15 protein-coding genes are annotated in these 19,984 nt (G+C 46.9%); 7 read left to right on the top strand and 8 right to left on the bottom strand.

Annotation, left to right across the window (positions count from 1 at the left end):
- Positions 1–205 precede the first annotated feature (205 nt).
- A complete protein-coding gene (locus GWR21_RS10715) occupies positions 206–2,827 on the top strand; it encodes a putative LPS assembly protein LptD (protein WP_162331740.1) in 2,622 nt (873 codons plus the stop codon).
- 84 nt (positions 2,828–2,911) lie between these two features.
- On the opposite strand, the gene GWR21_RS10710 is transcribed toward GWR21_RS10715, so the two are convergent.
- The 3 genes from GWR21_RS10710 to GWR21_RS10700 form a co-directional block, all read right to left on the bottom strand.
- Positions 2,912–3,661, bottom strand: a complete 750-nt coding sequence (locus GWR21_RS10710; protein WP_162331739.1) for a lysophospholipid acyltransferase family protein — start codon at positions 3,659–3,661, stop codon at positions 2,912–2,914.
- Positions 3,662–3,759: 98 nt separating this feature from the next.
- Positions 3,760–4,503: a hypothetical protein gene (locus GWR21_RS10705; RefSeq protein ID WP_162331738.1), complete on the bottom strand. Its 744-nt coding sequence runs from the start codon at positions 4,501–4,503 to the stop codon at positions 3,760–3,762.
- A gap of 104 nt (positions 4,504–4,607) precedes the next feature.
- Positions 4,608–5,207: a Crp/Fnr family transcriptional regulator gene (locus GWR21_RS10700; RefSeq protein ID WP_238430296.1), complete on the bottom strand. Its 600-nt coding sequence runs from the start codon at positions 5,205–5,207 to the stop codon at positions 4,608–4,610.
- An 82-nt stretch (positions 5,208–5,289) separates the two neighbouring features.
- Between GWR21_RS10700 and GWR21_RS10695 the strand changes: the two genes are divergently transcribed.
- The 3 genes from GWR21_RS10695 (at position 5,290) to GWR21_RS10685 (ending at position 7,550) form a co-directional block, all read left to right on the top strand.
- Positions 5,290–6,030, top strand: a complete 741-nt coding sequence (locus GWR21_RS10695; protein ID WP_162331737.1) for an SDR family oxidoreductase — start codon at positions 5,290–5,292, stop codon at positions 6,028–6,030.
- A gap of 400 nt (positions 6,031–6,430) precedes the next feature.
- A complete protein-coding gene (locus tag GWR21_RS10690) occupies positions 6,431–7,180 on the top strand; it encodes a M57 family metalloprotease (RefSeq protein WP_162331736.1) in 750 nt (249 codons plus the stop codon).
- Between the two features lie 121 nt (positions 7,181–7,301).
- On the top strand, positions 7,302–7,550 hold the full coding sequence (locus GWR21_RS10685) for a hypothetical protein (RefSeq protein ID WP_162331735.1): 249 nt from the start codon (positions 7,302–7,304) through the stop codon (positions 7,548–7,550).
- A gap of 181 nt (positions 7,551–7,731) precedes the next feature.
- Here the strand turns inward: GWR21_RS10685 and GWR21_RS10680 are convergent, their stop codons facing one another.
- On the bottom strand, positions 7,732–8,589 hold the full coding sequence (locus GWR21_RS10680) for a serine hydrolase (protein WP_162331734.1): 858 nt from the start codon (positions 8,587–8,589) through the stop codon (positions 7,732–7,734).
- Positions 8,590–8,692: 103 nt separating this feature from the next.
- On the opposite strand from GWR21_RS10680, the gene GWR21_RS10675 reads away from it, so the two are divergent.
- From GWR21_RS10675 to GWR21_RS10665, 3 genes are all read left to right on the top strand, one after another.
- The gene (locus GWR21_RS10675; protein WP_162331733.1) at positions 8,693–9,451 is read left to right on the top strand and encodes a nuclear transport factor 2 family protein; all 759 of its coding nucleotides are present in this window, start codon (positions 8,693–8,695) and stop codon (positions 9,449–9,451) included.
- A gap of 362 nt (positions 9,452–9,813) precedes the next feature.
- Positions 9,814–11,661 carry a glycoside hydrolase family 2 protein gene (locus GWR21_RS10670; RefSeq protein WP_162331732.1) on the top strand — a complete coding sequence of 616 codons (1,848 nt, stop codon included), beginning with the start codon at positions 9,814–9,816 and terminating at the stop codon, positions 11,659–11,661.
- A 199-nt stretch (positions 11,662–11,860) separates the two neighbouring features.
- Positions 11,861–12,355 (top strand): hypothetical protein, encoded by a 495-nt coding sequence (locus GWR21_RS10665; protein ID WP_162331731.1) that lies wholly within the window; start codon positions 11,861–11,863, stop codon positions 12,353–12,355.
- Between the two features lie 391 nt (positions 12,356–12,746).
- Here the strand turns inward: GWR21_RS10665 and galB are convergent, their stop codons facing one another.
- The 4 genes from galB to GWR21_RS10645 form a co-directional block, all read right to left on the bottom strand.
- The gene (galB, locus tag GWR21_RS10660; RefSeq protein WP_162331730.1) at positions 12,747–15,188 is read right to left on the bottom strand and encodes a beta-galactosidase GalB; all 2,442 of its coding nucleotides are present in this window, start codon (positions 15,186–15,188) and stop codon (positions 12,747–12,749) included.
- Complete coding sequence (locus GWR21_RS10655; protein WP_162331729.1) at positions 15,175–17,709, bottom strand: cellulase family glycosylhydrolase; 2,535 nt, start codon at positions 17,707–17,709, stop codon at positions 15,175–15,177. Before GWR21_RS10655 ends, galB begins: the two co-directional genes overlap by 14 nt.
- A gap of 141 nt (positions 17,710–17,850) precedes the next feature.
- A complete protein-coding gene (locus tag GWR21_RS10650) occupies positions 17,851–18,879 on the bottom strand; it encodes a glycoside hydrolase family 53 protein (RefSeq protein WP_162331728.1) in 1,029 nt (342 codons plus the stop codon).
- Between the two features lie 37 nt (positions 18,880–18,916).
- Entirely contained in the window at positions 18,917–19,975 is a 1,059-nt protein-coding gene (locus tag GWR21_RS10645; RefSeq protein WP_162331727.1) for a SusE domain-containing protein, read from the bottom strand.
- Positions 19,976–19,984: the final 9 nt, after the last annotated feature.

The following is a 19,984-nucleotide window of genomic DNA, read 5'->3' as shown; positions in this document are numbered from 1 at the left end:
ATTGATAATAATTTGTCTAAAATCTTGTAGGTTTGTGCCCGCTTAACACATGCACCTGAATTACAAAAATAATTATAAAAAGTTTTTACGACAGATATACCCGCTTTTTGTGGGTATCTTAATTGTCGTTCCTTTTATAATAAACGCAGTAGCAACTCCCGCGCCAAATGCCGGAGTCCGTTTTAACAAAAGTTTCACAGATACTGTGCCACGCGATACCAGTCGCCGGGCCGGTGATTCCCTTATTCCGAAAGCGCCCGCGCTCCCTGTACCTGCTGAAGAGCCTATTACTGACAGCTTCCCTGTCAGTACTGATAGCACCGGTACAGATAGTCTGTATGTGCCGAAGATCTCAAAGGACAGTCTTGAAGCGCCTATTACCTATAAAGCTAAGGATTCTATCGTACTCCTCGTGCCGGACAAACGTTTCTATTTCTATGGTACTGCTAATACCAAGTACCAGAAAACCACGCTGAACGCCGAACGTATGATGTATGATCAGGCTACTGGTGTAATGGAAGCAACTACTGCCTCTGATACTGCGGGTAAACCATATGGCCGCCCACAGCTGGAAGATAACGGACAAGCATTCGACTCTGATACGCTGAGGGTGAACATCGCGTCACATCGGGCCATGATCATCAATACACGGTCACAATATGGGGAAGGATATGTGTTGAGTCAGAAGACGAAACGTGAAGCTGATAACAGTATCTTCGGTTATAGGAATGGTTACACGACCTGTAACCTTGACACCCCACACTTCCAGTTCAATGCCCGTAAGATCAAGGTCATCCCCGACAAACTGGTGATCTCCGGTCCGGCAAACCTGGAAATTGAAGGGGTGCCTACACCATTATTTATACCTTTTGCCATATTCCCCATCACACATGGACAACAATCAGGTATCCTGGTGCCAAGTTATATCGTGAATGCGCAAAAAGGAATGGGCTTACAGAATGGTGGATACTATGTAGGTCTCGGAGAGAACTTTGACATGACCCTGCGGGGAGATATCTACTCCTACGGTAGCTGGATGCTGACTGCCAGCCCAACCTACCGTAAAAGATACCATTATAATGGTGGTCTGACGCTGAGTTTCTCTAACACCCGCCTGGGAGACCCTTCTGTAAAAGAAGAATTCAGCCGCTCACGCGACTTCCGCATCACCTGGAACCATAGTATGGACAGTAAGGCCCGTCCGGGTGTTACGTTCGGCGCCAGCGTGAACTTCGGTACGGCCAGCTTTAACACCTTTAACGTGTATGACTATGCCAGCCGTGTGAACAATAACCTGAGTTCCTCGATCAACTTTTCAAAGACCTGGCAGGGTAAGCCTTTCAACTTTACCTCCAGCTTATCACATTACCAGAACCTGAGCACCAGGGATGTAAATATCTCGTTCCCTTCTGCCACCTTCACCATGAATACGCTGTACCCGTTCCAGCCGAAAGAAGTGGTGGGCAGGGCTAAATGGTATCATAAACTGGGTATAGGCTATAATGGTACACTGAATAACAGCGTACAGTTTAAAGATTCTGTGTTTGGTAAGCCGAAAATGTTCGATGCATTACAATCCGGCGTAAAACATAGCGTGCCTATTTCCTTCTCCATCCCGGTGATGAAGAACTTTACCCTCTCTCCGGGTGTAAGCTATTCAGAATTCTGGTTTACTAAGAAAACGATCAGACAGTGGAATCCGAATAAACGTGTGTCGGTAGATTCACTCGGCGGTATTGATACCTCCTACCAGTCAGGCTTCTTCAGCGCCCGTCAGGCCAGTGCAAGTGTCTCATTGTCTACCGCTATATATGGTATGTACCAGTTCAGCAAAACTTCCAAGGTGAAGGCCATCAGACACGTGATGAGGCCTACGATCAGTGCAAGTTATGCGCCTGACCTGGCCGCTGCCGCATACTATACCCTGAAGTATAACAGGGACGGTGACAGCCTCAGACAATCTTACTTTACCAGCTCTTCTGTCGGCGTACCTTCAGAAGGCAGGTCCGGATCGATCTCCTTCGGATTGGATAACAACCTGGAAATGAAGGTCTATTCGAAGAAAGATACCTCCGCCAACAAGGAGAAGAAGATCAAACTGCTGGATGGTTTTGGTATCAATGGTTCCTATAACCTGCTGGCGAAAGAATATAAGTTATCTCCGTTCAGCCTCTATGCACGTACCAACCTGTTTGATAAACTGAACGTTTCGGCCAGTGGTACGCTGGATCCTTATGAGGTGAATGCAAGAGGTGTCCGTATCGACAGGTATGTATGGCAGGAAGGTAAGCTCAGCCTGGGTCGTCTGACACAGGCAAATATTGCCATGAGCACTTCCTTCACCTCATCCGATAAAAAAAGCAAGGAGAAAGAACAACAGATCAATAATATAGAGAATGACCAGAGCACAGATGCGGCCTTCCAGGCGCAACAGCGTCAGCTGGAGCAGGTGAGAAGGAATCCGGGTGAGTATGTGGACTTTGATATTCCGTGGAAAGTCGATCTGTCCTATAGCTTAAACTATTCGAAACAAATTCAGGCGGATTCCGGAGGATTGGTATCTTCCTTCCAGCAATATGTCTCCTTCAACGGTGACTTCAGTCTGACACCAAAATGGAAGATCGGTTTGAGCAGTGGTTACAACTTCTCCGATAGGAAGATCGCTTACACCAATATGTACATCTCCCGTGACCTTCACTGCTGGCAGATGTCGATCAACCTGGTGCCGATCGGTACTTACCGTCAGTTCAGCATCACGATCAGTCCGAAATCAGGCATCCTGAGAGACCTGAGGATCAACCGATCGCGAACGTTCTACGATTTGTAGCTACCCGGATAGCAAAAGATATAAAAGCAAGAGGGGCGTATATGGTATCATATGCGCCCCTCTTGCTTTTATATACAGTTAAGTTTATGCTGACTGATGTTGTTCAATGTGGTCCCACATGATCTTAAACACCTTTTCTCTTAATAATTCCACATCATCGGGTGTGAGCCCTGTTGTGCTGACGGGAGACAGAAAATGAAAGTCTATCGCATGTGGCAATGCATAGAAAGCTTTGCCGGGTGGCAGTATTTTACGGGTGTTAAAGATCACTGCCGGCAGAATGGGGCGCTGCGTTTCAATCGCCAGGGCGAATGCGCCGTCGTAAAAGGATTTCAGTGGCTGATCTGTCTTATTCCGGGTACCCTCAGGATAAAGGAGCATGTTTACATTGTGCTGCAGCACTTCCTTCATTTCTGCCACACTGCGTTTCCTGCTTTCCGGATCGTGCCTGTTCACCAGTACGGAGCCTACCTTGTACATAATACCCCATATAGGCACCTTCTTCATTTCTTCTTTCGCCAGACTTTTACTGGGCCCGGGAATCGCATACGTTGTAGCGGGTACGTCCATCATGGAATTGTGATTGCACACGATGATATACGGACCGCCAGCATCAAAATGTTTCCTGCCTTTCACACGCACGGGGCAGCATAGCAGTGGCATGAATATATACATCCAGCCACGGCCCAGGGCCATGAAATAACGTATGTTCCGGGGAAAAGGAAGCAGGGAGACCAGCCACATAGGCAGCAGCATGATCAGCATGGAGCAGATAAACAAGAGCAGTGCGTAAATAGCATACAACCTGGCCAGGACATTCTTAAGCCATTTCATAGTCGTGATAGTTAATCTCAAGTCGCGGTATTATTGTATAAATATAGCGACTATCAGCTATAAACGCGTATCTGTCCGAAGGTCTTTTTAACAGGGGCTCAGTGGGGATCCGGATGGGTTTGTTTCCAGTCGTGTTTAAAATAACGTCCCAGGTCTTTGATGTACCTGAAATAGTCGTATTCGGTATCAAAAGTGAACAGGAGTTCGTAGGTAGGCCGGTATCGCTCCATAAATGAGTTAAGTGCAGTAGAATCCAGACCCGTGAGCTTTTTCACCAGTGCCCTGTTAAACCGGTGGTCTATATATTTCTGGCGCTCCAGCTCTTCCAGTTCATTCCTGAACTTGTCCATTCTTCTGTTCTTACGCATGGTGAGCAATGCGTCGAGGTTTAACCCGACAACGGTACTTCCGGTAGTGATATAATCCGTATGAAAGTTAAATACCTTCTGGTACTCCATTCTGTTGGCGATAGAATCGGCCTGATAGCTCCTTATTTTCTCTTCTACAACAACGGTGGGTAGTGTGGTCACATCCACATGTATCTTTGAGTCAAACGGCCTGTTAGGGGGTATTTCTGTAACAGGGATCTTCATGGTGGCTTTTCCCTGGTAAGAGAAGCTGATGGAGTCCGCTTTATCCATTTTTAAACTGTAGCGTCCCAGTGAATCAGTTACAGTACCTCCACCTGCCGAATTCATAACACTTACCGATGGCATACCGAATCGTCCCGTACGGTCATACACGGTACCATATACCCTTATCTGCTGTGCGGAGGCAATGCTGCCGGTCAGGACAAGTATGATTATCAATAATGTTCTCAGTAGTAGGGTAGAATTACTCATTGCAGGCTCAATCTATGACAGCGAAAAAAGATAAGCAAGAATACAGGATAATATTAACATTTCATTTTAGATGAACAGGCTGGTGATAGGGATGGATGGCTTATCTACAACCTGTTTCGCCTGATCCGGCTGAGGGATTGCGGGGTAATGCCCAGGTAGGAAGCAATATCTCGCAACTGTACCCTGCTGGCTACATCCGGTTGCTTTTCCAGGAAGCGCTGATACCGTGCAGAAGAATCCATTCCAAGGTAAGCATTGCGTGTATTGATCTTTTCCAGCAGGGCCTGTTGGATACGTTGGTCCACCGCTGTTTTCAGCAATGGATAGGTAGCGTACAACGCCAGCAGGCGGTCCCGGTCTATGGCCATTATTTCCGCATCGCAGGCAGCTAAAATAGATTCATGCGCAGCTACCTGCTGATTAAAGCTGTTCAGGATCGTGCAAAAATGGTTTTCATTGATGAAATAGTGGGTCACTTCATTTCCGTTATCGCCCAATACCAGTATCCTTAATACTCCTTTGCAAACGAAGAACAACTGACGGCAGATATGATTTGACGGAAAGAGCACTTCCCCTTCCCGGAAAGTCTTTTGTTCAAATGCATCTGCGATCTCCTGCCGGTCTGCTGCTGAAAAGGAAGGCCCGAGTTGCAGGTAATGAAGTAGCTGGTTGTCCATGTAACAAATATCTGGAATTTGATGCATTTAAACCGTTTTTACCATTTGTTCAGTAGATCAATTTTGTCGCAGGCGACCTTTGATGTATCAAAAAAAAGAAAGTGTAATCATGGAGAAACAGACAAACAGACAGACATTGGAAGGCCAGCGTATAGTGATCCTCGGTGCCAGTTCAGGTATCGGACTGTCAACTGCTATCGCTGCAGCGGCAGCAGGCGCGAAAGTAGTGATCGTATCAGGCAATCAGGTGCGGATCAATGAGGCATTGAAACAATTGCCGGCGGGCAGTGAAGGGTATGCTGTGGACCTTGCACAGGAGGCAAATATTCAGGCTTTTTTTGATGGCATCGGCCCCTTTGATCACCTGGTATATACTGCCGGGGAAAACCTGGTATTAAATGAGATCGGCAGTACCGTACTGACAGATGCACAACGGTTCTTTAACGTGCGTTACTGGGGTGCCTTCGCGGCCGTAAAATATGGTGCTCCGCATATCCGGAAAGGCGGTTCTATTAACCTGACCGGCGGTATTGCAGGGCAGCGCCCCAATGCCGGATGGGGCGTCGCTGCCAGTATCTGTAGTGCCATGGAGGGCTTTACCCGTGCCATGGCGGTAGAACTGGCACCTGTAAGGGTGAATCTTGTAGCCCCTGGTATCGTAAGAACCAATCTCTGGAACGGTATGCCGGAAACCGACAGGGAAAACCTTTTCACAACCATTGGTAATGCGCTTCCATCAAAACGGATTGGCGTGCCGGATGATATTGCACAAACGTTCCTCTATATGATGCAACAGCATTTTGCCACAGGACAGATCATCACTGTCGATGGCGGTGGTGTATTGATATAGGCAGCACGTTGTAGTATACATTTCCTCCCTGGTATGCGCCGGAAGGGAGGAAATGTATTTAACTGAGCACACGTATTAACACATTCCACTGATATTTGCTCTCATCAGCCTAATTAAAGCACTTCTATTCATCAATAAATATTTGTAACATTGTTGAAACCCGAATCTGTCAAACCAAATCTAAATCGTAGCACTGTCAAACATTTCGCAGAACTTTTGTTGAGAGCCTGAAGTATACCTGACATTTCATAAATGCTGTAGTATGATGTATTGATCCTTATTGATACGGGAATGACATTTCCCTGTAATGCGCCATGTATCCTGCATGGTGATGCTGTTCTGCGCGAAAAAAAACGCTTATTTCTTACCCTAATCTTTCACTAAAAAACCAAAATGTAACATGAAAAACATGTTTTTCCCGCTGGTAATCCTGTTGGCTATTTGTTTTACAGCCTGTAAAAAATCTGCTGAAGGTCCTGATGCACCACAGACAGAGTATGACAACGCACAAAAAGTACGCGCCTACATCCGTGACCTGGGATTCCCGGATAGCGAAGTAGTAGAAAAAGAAAATGAATTTATTGCTGAAGGTGACATCTCTTTCCCTAAAAACATGGAAGTACCGAGCGGCAAGGTAAAGACAGAACAGTTCTATACCGGTAGCCTGGTATCAGCAGCTAATGTGGTGAACATCCGTCTCAAAGTAGATGCTTCTATGACGTCTATGAACTCAGAGATCTCTTCCGCGATCGCTCAGTGGAATGCTATCTCCGGCTGTTCTATTAACTGGACCATCGTAACAGGTTCTTCCTATGATGTACTGATCGTAGACAGTAACCTGGGTTCCGGTGTTTGTGGCTCAGGTACTTTCCCTTCCGGTGGCCGCGCAGGTAGTACGATCCGTATCAATAAAGCCTATATTGCCGGCAACAGCTTTGCACAGCGCGCCCGCACGATCTGTCATGAAATGGGTCACAACGTTTCTTTCAGACATACCAACTGGTCTTCCATCGGTGAATCATCCGCTACATCTGTTCCTGGTGTAGGTGGTACGGATGCTTCCTCCCTGATGAATGGTGGTCAGTGCGGCAGCGGCGCGACAGTGCTGTCAACAAAAGATAAACAGGCAGCACAGGTGCTGTATCCGTGATATCCTTCTCCTTCCTGTTGGATGATTTATACAAATCTTGGCACTATTTATACTTTTTACGGTTGATAGTGTAACCTATCACGGGTAATAGGTAGATTTGTATTATCAAAAAATGATCACCATGGACAAGAGAGAAACAATTCCGGCAGGCGGTACTTTTTATCCATATGTTATGGAGCTTTTTCAGAAGAAGGAAAAGGTAGGAATTTTATACGAAGATAGTGGTGTTACCCGTGCGAATGGATTCATCGAGAGCGTCTTTGAACGCGATGGTCTGCAATGGCTGAAAATGGAAGATCAGACGGAGATCAGGATTGATAAGCTGTATGCTATCAATGGGAAGTTTTCTTCTGACTATTCAGAATGCTAGCAGAAGTCGGAACCGGAAAGTAGGAATTAAGCAGAACAAAGTTCCTGACAACATAATAAAAAGCGCTCCTGGATATTGGAGAATTGCCCTCAAAAATTACACACTTTTGAGGCATTTCACCAGTGTCCGGGAGCGCTTTTGGTTAATATAACTGGCATTTGGTACAGGAAATTCCTAATTCCTAATTCTCATAATATTTCCACAGATATCCCGAAATCTTTATGATCAGTTTTTCTGCTTCATTATCATCCGTCCAGCGCTGATCCTTGTTGTTCTTCGTACCTACATAAAACACATATTCACCATGCGGTGCATTGACCAGGATGACTTCTGATCTTGAGGCATCTACCGAGCCTGTTTTATGGACTGCCTGCACGTACGGAGGGATCTGCGACAACCCTGTTTCATCATAATAGCCATGTGACATCAGCCGGTACATCCTGGCAGAAGCGTCTTTACTGATAACTGCACCATTTCTGATCTTTACCACCAGTTCCGCCATCTCACGGGGTGTAGTCATGCCCCATCCGTAAGTGGTCCTGAATGCTTCCCTACCGGGAGTGCGCGAGTTGACACGGGTCACTGTCAGGCCGTATTGTGCCATGAGTTCATTGATGCGTTGTCCGCCGCCAGCCAATGCCTGATTCCAGAGAGAGGTCGTGTTATCGCTGTAGGACATCATCAGGGCCAGCAGTACGCTTAGTTCTGTCTCTGTACTGTCTTTAAAGAACTGCATCAGTCCGGAGCCGCCATATTTGATAGAATCCCGGTAAATAAGTGGCTGATGATAGGTCAGCTCACCTTTTTCAATTTTGTCGAATACACCTACAAGGATAGGTACCTTTACAATACTGGCCGTAGGAAAGATCGTATCCGCATTGATATCCACATAGCGGCCGGTCTTCAGATTCCTGACATAAATGCCTACATCTCCCTGAAAGCCGGCAATAATATCCCGTAAACCTTTTTCCAGCTTACGGTCGGGCTGGGAGAACGCGCATACAGGTAGCAGGAGGAATAACAGCAGGTATCTGATCATGATATGTTAACGTTTTACTCAAGATAAAAAACAGGTCTGGTATTTTCACATATTTGCATGATCACCGTTTTATACATAATTTGTAGTATAAACCCCGGTTACCATGAAGACATTCCTTTCCTTTCTTTTATTATGCTGCTGCCAGGTATTATCTGCCCAGCAAACCGATCAGGATTTATTGGCATTGATCACCAAACAGGATAGCCTGTTCTGGGATGCCTACAACCGCTGTGACACAACGGCGATGGCTTCTTTTTTTACAGAGGATGTAGAATTCTATCATGACAAGGGAGGCGCTAATATCGGATTGGCTTCTCTGGCGGCTACATTCAGTAAGAACCTGTGCGGTAATAACAGCTGGCATCTGAAACGGGAGCCGGTAGAAGGATCGTATAAGGTATTTCCGTTGAAGAAAGACCAGGTTATTTATGGAGCGATATTGCATGGAGAACATGTGTTTTATATCGTGGAAACAGGTAAGGGACCCAGATTAGACGGACAGGCAAAGTTTACACATCTCTGGTTAAAGAGAGACGGACAATGGAAGATGAAAAATGTACTGAGCTATGACCACGGACCCGCTGTATATCATAGCAGGAGAAAGGTTGTACTGTTGCCGGCAGCATTGCTGCAAACATATGCAGGCAGGTATAAAGGACCTCAAACAGCCGATGCAGCAATATTTCCGAAGGATGGGCAGTTAATACTAAAAATAGGAGGGAAGGAGTTCAGCATCTTCGCTGAAAAGGAAGGTGTTTTCTTTGATAAAGAACGTGATCTGACATTCGAATTTGACAAAGAAAAGAAACTGACGGTAAAGGAAAATGGTGTAGCAGCAGAAGTGCTGAACCGGGTGAAGTAAGGATGTCGCTTTGAATATCTTCAGCCAAAGAGCGGGGTTCACCTCCCATATATAAATTCCGTACGATCGATACATGACGGACCTGTTTTATGGAATCAGGTCTTTGGGTATAAGTGTTAATTAACAGGGAATAGATCTGATAGTCTTCTGCAGTAGGTCGCTGCGCCCATGCACTTGAAAAGATTAACAGTAAAAAGGTGAGGGAAAGGAGGCGTTTGAACATAGGTGGATATTTACCTTAATGTACATCATATCTGCGGAATAGGGAATTGTTAATGGATTCTAAACGGAAAGACCTGTGCATAAGGGACTAGCACCTTTCAAAACATTTGATTAGATTTAGCCCCCACAATCTATCATGTATGAAAAAACTTGTATCCTGTCTGTTGTCATCTGTCTGCATCGCTTCGGCTGTACAAGCCCAGCGGCAGCAACAGTGGCAGCTGATCAAAGACAGAATTGTAACCCAATGGGCAGAAAAGGTAGATCCTAAAGCACCTTTGCCTGAATATCCACGTCCGATGCTGGTTAGAAGTAACAACTGGCAAAATCTCAATGGTCTCTGGAGTTATGCTATTACTGAAAAATCTCAGCCACAGCCATCTAAGTATGATGGTAGTATCCTGGTACCTTATGCGGTAGAATCTGCATTATCGGGCGTAGGACGTAATGTGGGAAAGGACAGCTTGCTGTGGTATAAAACCACGATCAGCATTCCTGCAGGAATGAAGAACAAGGACGTACTGCTGCACTTCGGCGCCGTTGACTGGCAAACCGAGGTATTCGTCAATGGTACCAGCGTTGGTAAACACGAAGGAGGATATGATCCTTTCAGCTTTAACATCACTGCATTCCTGAAGAAAGGTGCGAAACAGGACATTACGGTACGCGTATGGGACCCGACAGATGAGGGTCCGCAGCCAGCGGGAAAGCAGGTGGTAAAACCAGAAGGCATCTGGTATACGCCGGTAACGGGCATCTGGCAAACGGTATGGCTGGAAGCTGTTCCAAAGACATACATCGCTTCTACCAAACAAACACCGGATATTGACAAACACACCCTTACGATCTCCGCTGATGTACAGAACGTGCAGGCTGGTGATAACCTGAAAATAGAAGTCCTGGAAGGCGGTAAGGTGGTTGCACAGCAACAGACCGGCGCAAAGGAAACAGCGGTTATTACCTTATCAGATGAAAAACTGTGGTCTCCGTCCAACCCTTTCCTGTATGACCTGAAAGTGACACTCGTACGGAACAACAAGCCTGTTGATGCGATCAAAAGTTATTTCGCAATGCGTAAAATATCCATGGCAAAAGATGCTGCGGGTATTCAACGGATGATGCTGAATAATAAATTCCTGTTCCAGTATGGTCCGCTGGACCAGGGCTGGTGGCCTGACGGATTATACACACCGCCTACTTATGAAGCGATGATATATGATGTTGATCAGCTGAAGAAAATGGGCTTTAACATGATCCGGAAGCATATCAAAGTAGAACCTGCTACTTACTATGCTTATTGTGATAAGGTAGGTATGCTGCTGTGGCAGGATATGCCAAGCGGCGACAGAGGTAATGGCTGGGAGAACCGCATTGGTATCCTGGATAATCAGACCGACAAAGACCGTACACCTGCATCGGAAGGCTATTATCGTAAGGAGTGGACAGCCATCATGGATGCACTGCATAACTATCCCAGTATCGTAGTATGGATACCATTCAATGAGGCATGGGGACAGTTTAAGACAGTAGAGATCACTGAATGGACCATGAAGAAAGATCCGTCAAGACTGGTGAACAGCGCCAGTGGTGGTAACTTCTATATCACTGGTCATATCCTTGATTTACATAACTATCCGCATCCTGCTATGCCAAGTCCGGAGCTCTTTGGTGCTAAGCAGATCCTGGTATTGGGTGAGTTTGGTGGTCTCGGCCTGCCGGTAGAAGGACACACCTGGCAGAAGAACAAGAACTGGGGTTACCAGTCTTTCAAGACTTCTGAGGATATGTTCAGACGTTACCAGGACTTCACGAAGAGAATTGCCCAGCTGATCCCGTTAGGGCTGTCAGCAGCAGTGTATACACAAACGACAGATGTAGAGGGAGAGATCAATGGTTTTATGACCTATGATCGTAAGGTGGATAAGTTCCCGGTAGACAAACTGCGTGAGGATAATGCAAAGTTGTATAATCCCGCATTGGTGAAATAGTACTTATTTATTTATAGAAACAAGGCGCATCAGTTCATTACTGGTGCGCCTTCTTCGTTATACATCACCACCAGGCTGAACATGGCTGTATTGTCCTTAAAAACCGCTATTTGAGGATGTACATCAACAGGCAGGTGGTGGCGGCCAGCTATTAGTCCGTAAAGGCCCGCTTTTTGTCTTTTATACTGAAAAGAAGATTATGAAAACAGTAGCATCAATGACTAGCGGACTGGTAAGTGCTGTTGCGCTGACAGTGGCTCATCAGACATTAAAAAACAATGTGTCGCATGCGCCCCGGATGGATAAACTGGGCATGGAAGCACTGGGTAAGACATTGGATAGTGCGGGCATGGAGGTACCTGGTAAGAAGAAGCTTTATTATTCCACAATGATGGGTGATATCGCGGGTAATGCCGGTTATTATGCCCTGGTGGGTATGAACCCTAAGAACAGTATCCTGACGGGTGCTGCACTGGGATTAATGGCCGGCATCGGCGCCCTTGCGCTGCCAGGGAAGATTGGTCTGTCGAAAGAGTATAGCAATGAAACAGGAAAGACCCAGTTACTGACCCTGGGACTGTACGTAGGCGCCGGATTGGTCGCAGGTATTGTGCATAAGCTGATGAACCTGAAACGGAGGAATACCCGGGCGCAGGCGGCACAAATAGTTAAAAAGCTTAAAAAGCAAAAGTAGTGGCTGTGAGGTAGGACGGTCCTGTCCACACCGGAATAGTGATCGTCTCTGTACCTCCCAGGCGGGTTAAGGTGATGGCCTGTCAATCTGGTCGTCCGAAAGCATATTTAAACTTTGTTCTATTTGACGATGACTTTGAGGATCCATGGTAATCTGCCTGGAAATGGAAAAGTTAAAGAAAAATATAATCCATCAGACGAGTGAAAATTAAGCGTACTAACTTCAAGCATTATTATTACTTCATGTACATCTTCAAATAAATTATGTACATATCATGAGAGGTATTTAAAAAGGAATATTGACACTACTAAAGAAACCATTCTTTGCCAATAATATGTAAGAAAGCAGGAGGCTTCTAGTTAAGATGCCTCCTGCCATTTTATCTAATCCTTTACTTGACCGATAGCCCACAAGACGCAGACCGTATCTTATCAGCCTTCACTACCACATTCACCTTCCCCATCTTCTCACCAGCCTGCACAATAAACACCAACCTCCCACTAAATACCTTCATCCTCGGCTCCTGAAACGCCTCCAAACTCGTCGCATCCCCGTTCGCTACCGCCTTAAAACTACCCGCTCCCGTCACTTCAAACTGTAACAAATTCCCCGCATCCGGACAAAGATTCCCCTCCGCATCTACAACACTCGCCGTAATATAGGCCAGATCCTTCCCATCCGCTTTTAACACAGACCGATCCGCTTCCAGCTGAATATGATGCGGCGCGCCGGCTGTCTTCACACTTTCCTCCGCCACCGCTTTTCCTGCGACGTCATACGCGACTACTTTGATAGCACCAGGCTGATACACCACATCCTTCCACATCAAACGATAACGACTCTGATGACTGGATGTGTCCTTGGACAACCGCCCCATACTCTTACCATTGACAAACAACTCCGCCGACGGATAACTCGTATAACAGAACACCGGCGTCACCTGTCCTTCCCTGCCTGGCCATGTCCAATGCGGCAAGAGATGCAACGTGGCCTGCTGCGTATTCCACTTACTTCTATACAGATAAAACCGATCCTTCGGTATCCCCGCTAAGTCGAAAATCCCGAAGTAAGAACTATGCGACGGCCATTTGGAATCATACGGCGTTGGCTCTCCGAGATAGTCAAAACCCGTCCATACAAACTCACCTATCGCATAATCCAGATCATCTTGTTGTACAAACTCGTCATCCGGTACCTGCGACCAGGAACAGGCTTCAAAGTCATAAGAAGAAGACTGGTTATCATCATACATCTTATTCTTCGCAAACTCCACCGGGAATTTGTAGATCCCTCTGGAACTCACGGTAGAAGCAGTTTCCGTCCCCATGAGAAAACCTTGTGGCAATTTGGAATACGCCTCCGGATAACGCTGTGGCTTATAGTTAAACCCTGGGATATCTAACACAGCAGCAAACCCTTTATTGATCGCATCATCAAAGCGGTCCATGCCCGCGGTGACCGGGCGTGTAGGATCTTCGCGGTGACAAATATCCTGCAGGCGGCGGGCAATATCTTTCCCATTCGCAGAGCTCTGATCAGGCACTTCATTACCGATGCTCCACATGATGTTAGACGGATTATTCCTGTAATGATGCAGCATATTGACCAGGTCTTTCTCTACCCATTCATCGAAATACAAGCTATAGCCGTTCTTTACTTTAGGCGCTTTCCATTCATCGAATGATTCCACCATCAGCATGATACCCATTTCATCACACAGCTGCACCAGTTCAGGTGCCGGCATGTTATGCGTCGTACGGATGGCGTCACAGCCCATGTCTTTCAGCAAGCGTACCTGCCTGCGTAAGGCCGCCGTATTGATAGCCGCTCCGAGCGGTCCCAGGTCATGGTGATTACACACACCTTTGAACTTCCTGGGCACACCGTTCAGTAGAAAACCCTTTCCTGCCTTGTACTCGATGGAGCGGATACCAAATGGCGTTTCATACGCGTCCTTTAACTGTGTTCCTTCATATACCTGTGTGACGGCCTTGTATATTACGGGCGTTTCGGGAGACCATAATGCAGGATGTGCAACGGAGAACGATTGTGTCGCAATAGTGCTATCCGCCGGTAACGGCGTAGATGCAGATGCGACCACTTTCCCGCTGGCATCCAGCAGGTTTGTCTTTATAATAACCGCTGTTTTTTTACTACGGTCAATGGTTGTCTGTAGTCTCACAGTCGCGCTGTCTTTCGTAACAGCCGGCGTCGTGAGATAGGTGCCCCATACGGGGATATGCGTATCGTTCGTGACGATCAGGTGTACATTGCGGTAGAGACCTGCGCCGGGATACCAGCGGGAGGCCTGTTCAAAGTTCTCCAGTCTCACAGCCAGGGTGTTATTCCCTTTGGCATGCAGATAGTCCGTGATATCAAAAGAGAAAGAATTATACCCATAAGGCCAGGTACCTACCTTTTTGCCATTCACATATATTTCCGCATTGCTCATCGCGCCGTCAAACAGTAAAACGGCTCTTTTACCCGGCGCAAACTGCGGCACCGTGAACGAACGGCGATACCATCCGGCGCCGATGAAAGGCAGGCCACCTGTGCGACCTGCTTTCATACTCGCTTCCTGTTCTCCGTTCTGTACGATCTGTACTTTCTGTAAATCATTATTGCCGTCAAAGGGGCCCTTTATTGCCCAATCGTGCGGTACGGCCACTGTTTCCCATCCCTTGTCGTTAAACGCCTCTTTTACGGCTTCCGGATGGTCTCCTTTGGCAAACTTCCAGTTCTTCTCCAGCAGATACTCCTGCCGCGCCTGGGACATTCCTTTTACACTCATCAATACCATTGCCAGCAGCAACGGCGTTTTATATCTGTACATGTTCAACTAATTTTAACCAGACGGATTCTATTTCTATGTAATACGGGAGGGCCTGTGTACCCTGATTTTTCGCAGGCAGATTACTGATCTCTATCTTATCCAGTTCGCCGATACCAGGGAAAATGGCGGCTGTTTTAAACCACAACGGCATAAAACCAGGGTAGGGTCTTGGTAACAGTAACACTTCATCTTTCTTAAAGAGATCAATAGGTATTTCAATATCCCGGAAAGTATCGCTCAGCTGAAAATGTGCAGCAACAGCCGCCCCGTTATTGCCGACCAATGCAATCCTCGCTTCAGCCTGACTACTGTTAGTGACTCTCGCACGTACAACAACCATCTTCGCCCTGGATGAATTCTTCAACCGTACCTGTACCGCCCTGCTGATACCCGTGATCGTGTCAGTTTTAGTACCACGACCATCGAAACGGACGGCTAGCTGACCTGGCGTGCTGCCAGCAGTGTAGGCGTTCTTTGTGTATGAAGGCAGTGTGATGATATCATGGTCACTCGTAGCATTAAGTAAGCTCATTGTATAAGGCGCAGTAATAAATGTCTCCCAGGTATCCTGTTGCCAACTGTCCCACGCATGCGGATCACTGGTATGATGCCCAGGATAGGTGATAAACTGATCGCCCTGTTTGATGATCAGCCTGTATTGCAGTATACCTGTCAACTGCGCGGATGTAGGTATGGTGGTCTCATATCGGGAAGGGCCTGTCAGCTTCATTTCTGCTTTCAGCCATTCTCCTCCCAACCGGCTTCCTTCCACCCATACCTGTGCACTGCTATCAATACCGGCAATAGTGGCCCGGATCGTTAACGGCTGACCTGCTGATACTTCCTTTAGCGGCTGGTGGCTCACCACCAGGTCGGTCCGTACCGGTTGTGGCGCCACATATTCATGCAGGGCTATCACACCATTGATCTTCTTACCCGTAGCTGCCTTATGGCCTTTTTTTACTAACAGATAAGTCCCCGGATAAACATGTATACTTTTGCCATTTACAACGGGTTGCCAGGTATTTCCTTCATTTACCGCCGCAATACTGAAGTCATCTCCCAGGTCAGGTAAACTGATCTCCATAGACTGGCTATTCCACTGTACTCTTCTTACTTCCTTGGATAGCGAAGCTTTCTCAAAAGGATCCCGCAGTTGTAATACATCTGGCATCACTTCCAGTCGCCATACCCCACCTTCTACTTTATCAAGAAAGTAAGCGCCGGTGCCGCTGTACTGTACTACAGGAGAGTAGCCTGTACCAGCTACGTGTTCCAGTTTTGCCGCATCAGCAGGAATGGTGTTTGTATTACTGGTGTAATAAAATTCAGTCGGGGCTACCCATTCACTCAGCTGCGCTGCATAACTGATCCTGGTATTACCGAATGCACTATCTGCCGGATAAGTACCATAGCTTTTATTACGTGCTAACTGATGAAAGGCCTTACCTGCTATCAGCAAACTGATGGCTTTCTCGGGTGTATATGCCAGATTCAGGTAATGTGTCTGATACTCCGTATTGGCATAAGCCGTCGCCATCGGATCATACGCAAACTGTGTCGCCCATTGAAAGCCCGCTGTCCTGAAACTACGCGCCATCGCCGGATACATCACCGGTTGCAGTACATCTCCTGCATCAAATTCATACACCATTCTTGCTTTGTTGGCAAAGGCCGGTATTGTATCAAACGGGATCCTGTAGTGATCTACATTCGGCAGCAGATTCCCTTGCAACGTACGGTTAGCGACCAGCCCCGTCGGATACCACTGAAAGCTTACGCCATCAATATTCGCAGTAGCCACCGCACCGGCATAATATGGGGACTCACTGATATTATAGAATACCGGTTTTTTCCATCCGGTACTACGGATAGCCGCTGCCAGCCTGTTCACATAGCTCGTAGCACCAGCCAGCGGACCGCTATGATGCGGTTCATTGTTGATCTCTGTTGCAATGACATCCGGATCGTTCTTATAAGACAGCTTTGTATAAGGATTGACATGTACAAAGAACTGTTTCATATAGTTCTCCTGTGCACGTATAGCGGTATCATTTACCAGGGCTTTTTCCTTTCCGTAGATATAGGAGAAGCTACCGGTATTTTCATCCTGCTCCGGATAACCATTGCCCCAGAAAGCAATAGGTGTCAGCAGGATCTTAATATTCCTTTCCTTCAGTTTGCTGATGAGATAATCGAAAAGGTCGAGGTGATCATTTTGCAGCAGGTTCCCATTGGCATCTGTGATCTCTGTATCCCATACATGCACACGAAAAGCATCTACGCCGAGTCGTGCCAGATGATACACATCATTGTCGATCGCCTTTTTCAGATCAGCACCCAGCACTTTATGCGAACGGTAACCATATGCAAAGGGCGATGTATAATTCACGCCAAAGAAAATAGCTTCCGTCTGATCTTTTGTATACCGTAATACGCCTTTCTTGTCTACGTACACCAGCTGGCCAGTGACGGAAGCAGCGAAGAGGAGGGCGGATAATAATGCTGTTATTTTTTTCATTGTGCTGAAGATTGAGAGGATCGGGAATGGGAATCAGGACTTCGGTATTGAGCTGATCTTGCCTGCATACACAGGAATAGCGTGACACGCTTTATAGTCTTCGGAGGCATTTTCTGTTCATTCCTCATTCCCAGTTCCTGATTATTTGAACGCGTCCATCGCAAATGTCGGCTTACCGCTGTTATCAAAAGCACCTAACAAATAGTTCTGCCATTTGTTATACGCCTGTGGTTCCCAATAAAACGCGCCGAGGCCTTTGCCATCCGGTAAGTTATGGATTCTTGTATAAAGGTCCCTGATAAAGTAATTCGTTGCTACCGGTGATGTCGCCGGCATACCGATCTCACATATCATGATCTCCTTGTTGTAACGGGAGATCATATCCCGCATGTTCGCTTCACACTGCTGATTAGGCACCTGCCATGCAGCAGTAGCCGGATACAGCGACATACCGATCACATCGAAGTTGGCTTTATTTGCCACCAGCCCGTCAAACATCCATTTGAACAGCTCATTATCGTAACCGTTGGACAGGTGTACGATGACCTTGATGTTGTTATCTATCTCTTTCACCGCCTTGTAACCTGCATTGATGAGCAGGGCGAAGTTATCCATATGATCAGATGCTTTACCGAGCGGCCATAACATACCATTGTTGGTCTCATTACCTACCTGTACCCACGTAGGGATGATGCTCTTCTCTTTCAATGCTGTCAGCACAGAACGGGTGTGCTCATAGACAGATGTCTGCAGGGCGGTGATATCCTGACTGGCCCAGGCCGCAGGTGTTGTTTGTTGTCCTGGATCCGCCCATGAATCACTGTAATGAAAGTCGATCAGCAGTTGCATGCCTAATGCATGTGCACGTGTGGCTTTCGCCAATACATCCGCTGTGTTGTTATACCCATTCACCGGGTTCACCCATACACGTAGACGGATCGCATTCATGTTGATGTCTTTCATCAACTGCATGCCATCGGTCTGTTTGCCGGTGGTATCATAGAATTTTAATCCGGCAGCTTCCATTTCTGTGAGCCAGCTCACATCTGCCCCACGCACCATGTTTTCCAGGATGGGATTGGTGGTGGGAATGTTACCCGGCATGTCATATTTCCGGCAACTCATGGCTGCCATTACCAGGATGCCTGTTGCTATCAGTAGTCTTTTCATTGATTTCTTTGGCTTGATGTAAAACAATCGATGTTGCTTACAGTTTAGTGATCGTGTAAGTGTAATGGCCTGACTCACTCAGGTTCAACACTACTTTATAGTTACCCGCCACACCACCAGGTGCGGAGATGTTACCGCCATCCTGTACCAGTTTACCATCTGTAGGGCCGTAGTTCAGCGTCCATCCTTTATTGGCCCTGAACTTAAATCCACCGGAACCTTTCACCGCTACGGAAGCAGCGATCCACGTACCGGAAGCAACATCATAGGTCATCGGAATATCTGTTTCCCAGTTGTCAGCTATGGCGTCGCCGACGAGCGACCAGGTGGTCAGTGTCGTACTCCAGTCTCTCGAATTGACATTTGCCCTGACAAGGAAATATCCTTCACCGGGTGTAAATAAATTGCCGCCACCTTTTACCATTTTGGTATTGCTTTCATATCCCCAGGCCGGATCATTCCAGTTAGGGGCGGTCGTGATCTTGAATGTATAGTTGCCACTCGCGTTGTTAGGGAAATAGATATAGCCTTCGTATGCGCCTTTACCCGCTGCATCTGCAATGGTGGGTGCGGTACCTGCATTCCATCCCTGGTATTCTCCCGGTACCCACATCCGCGCGATATTTCCTGGTGCATAAGGGGTGACGGTGATCGTTAAGATGGCAGAATAAGTAACAGGGATGGTAGAAGGATTGGTAGAAGTACCATTCTGCCTTACTTCTCCTTTCATGCGTACATAGAGCGTGCCCGCCTTTCCGCCTTCGAGTCCGGTCTGTAAGGCGATGGCATTCAGTTCTGCGACGGTATAACGTTTAGCGGTATCTGCATTCATAATAAATGCTATCGCATGCGACAGCGTGTTGCTGGTATCAAACTCAAGCGAGTACGTCACATCTGCATGGATACCATAGCTGACTGTCGCCCAGGAGAAGGCGGCAGCGACGTCGTTCTTTTTGGTGCTGTCCAGTACGACTGACTGAATGCTGCTGCTGAAAGCGGGTGTACCTGCCGGCAGCGTATACACTGATCTGACTTCATCTTTCTTACATGCGGTAAAGAGAAGTGCCAATAAAATATAAGCGAGGAATTTTTTCATACAATTGTT

This window comes from Chitinophaga agri, from assembly GCF_010093065.1.
In the GTDB taxonomy this organism is placed as follows: Bacteria; Bacteroidota; Bacteroidia; order Chitinophagales; family Chitinophagaceae; genus Chitinophaga; species Chitinophaga agri.
The sequence above is the reverse complement of the archived record's forward strand: the minus strand, read 5'-3'. Positions and strand labels throughout refer to the sequence as shown.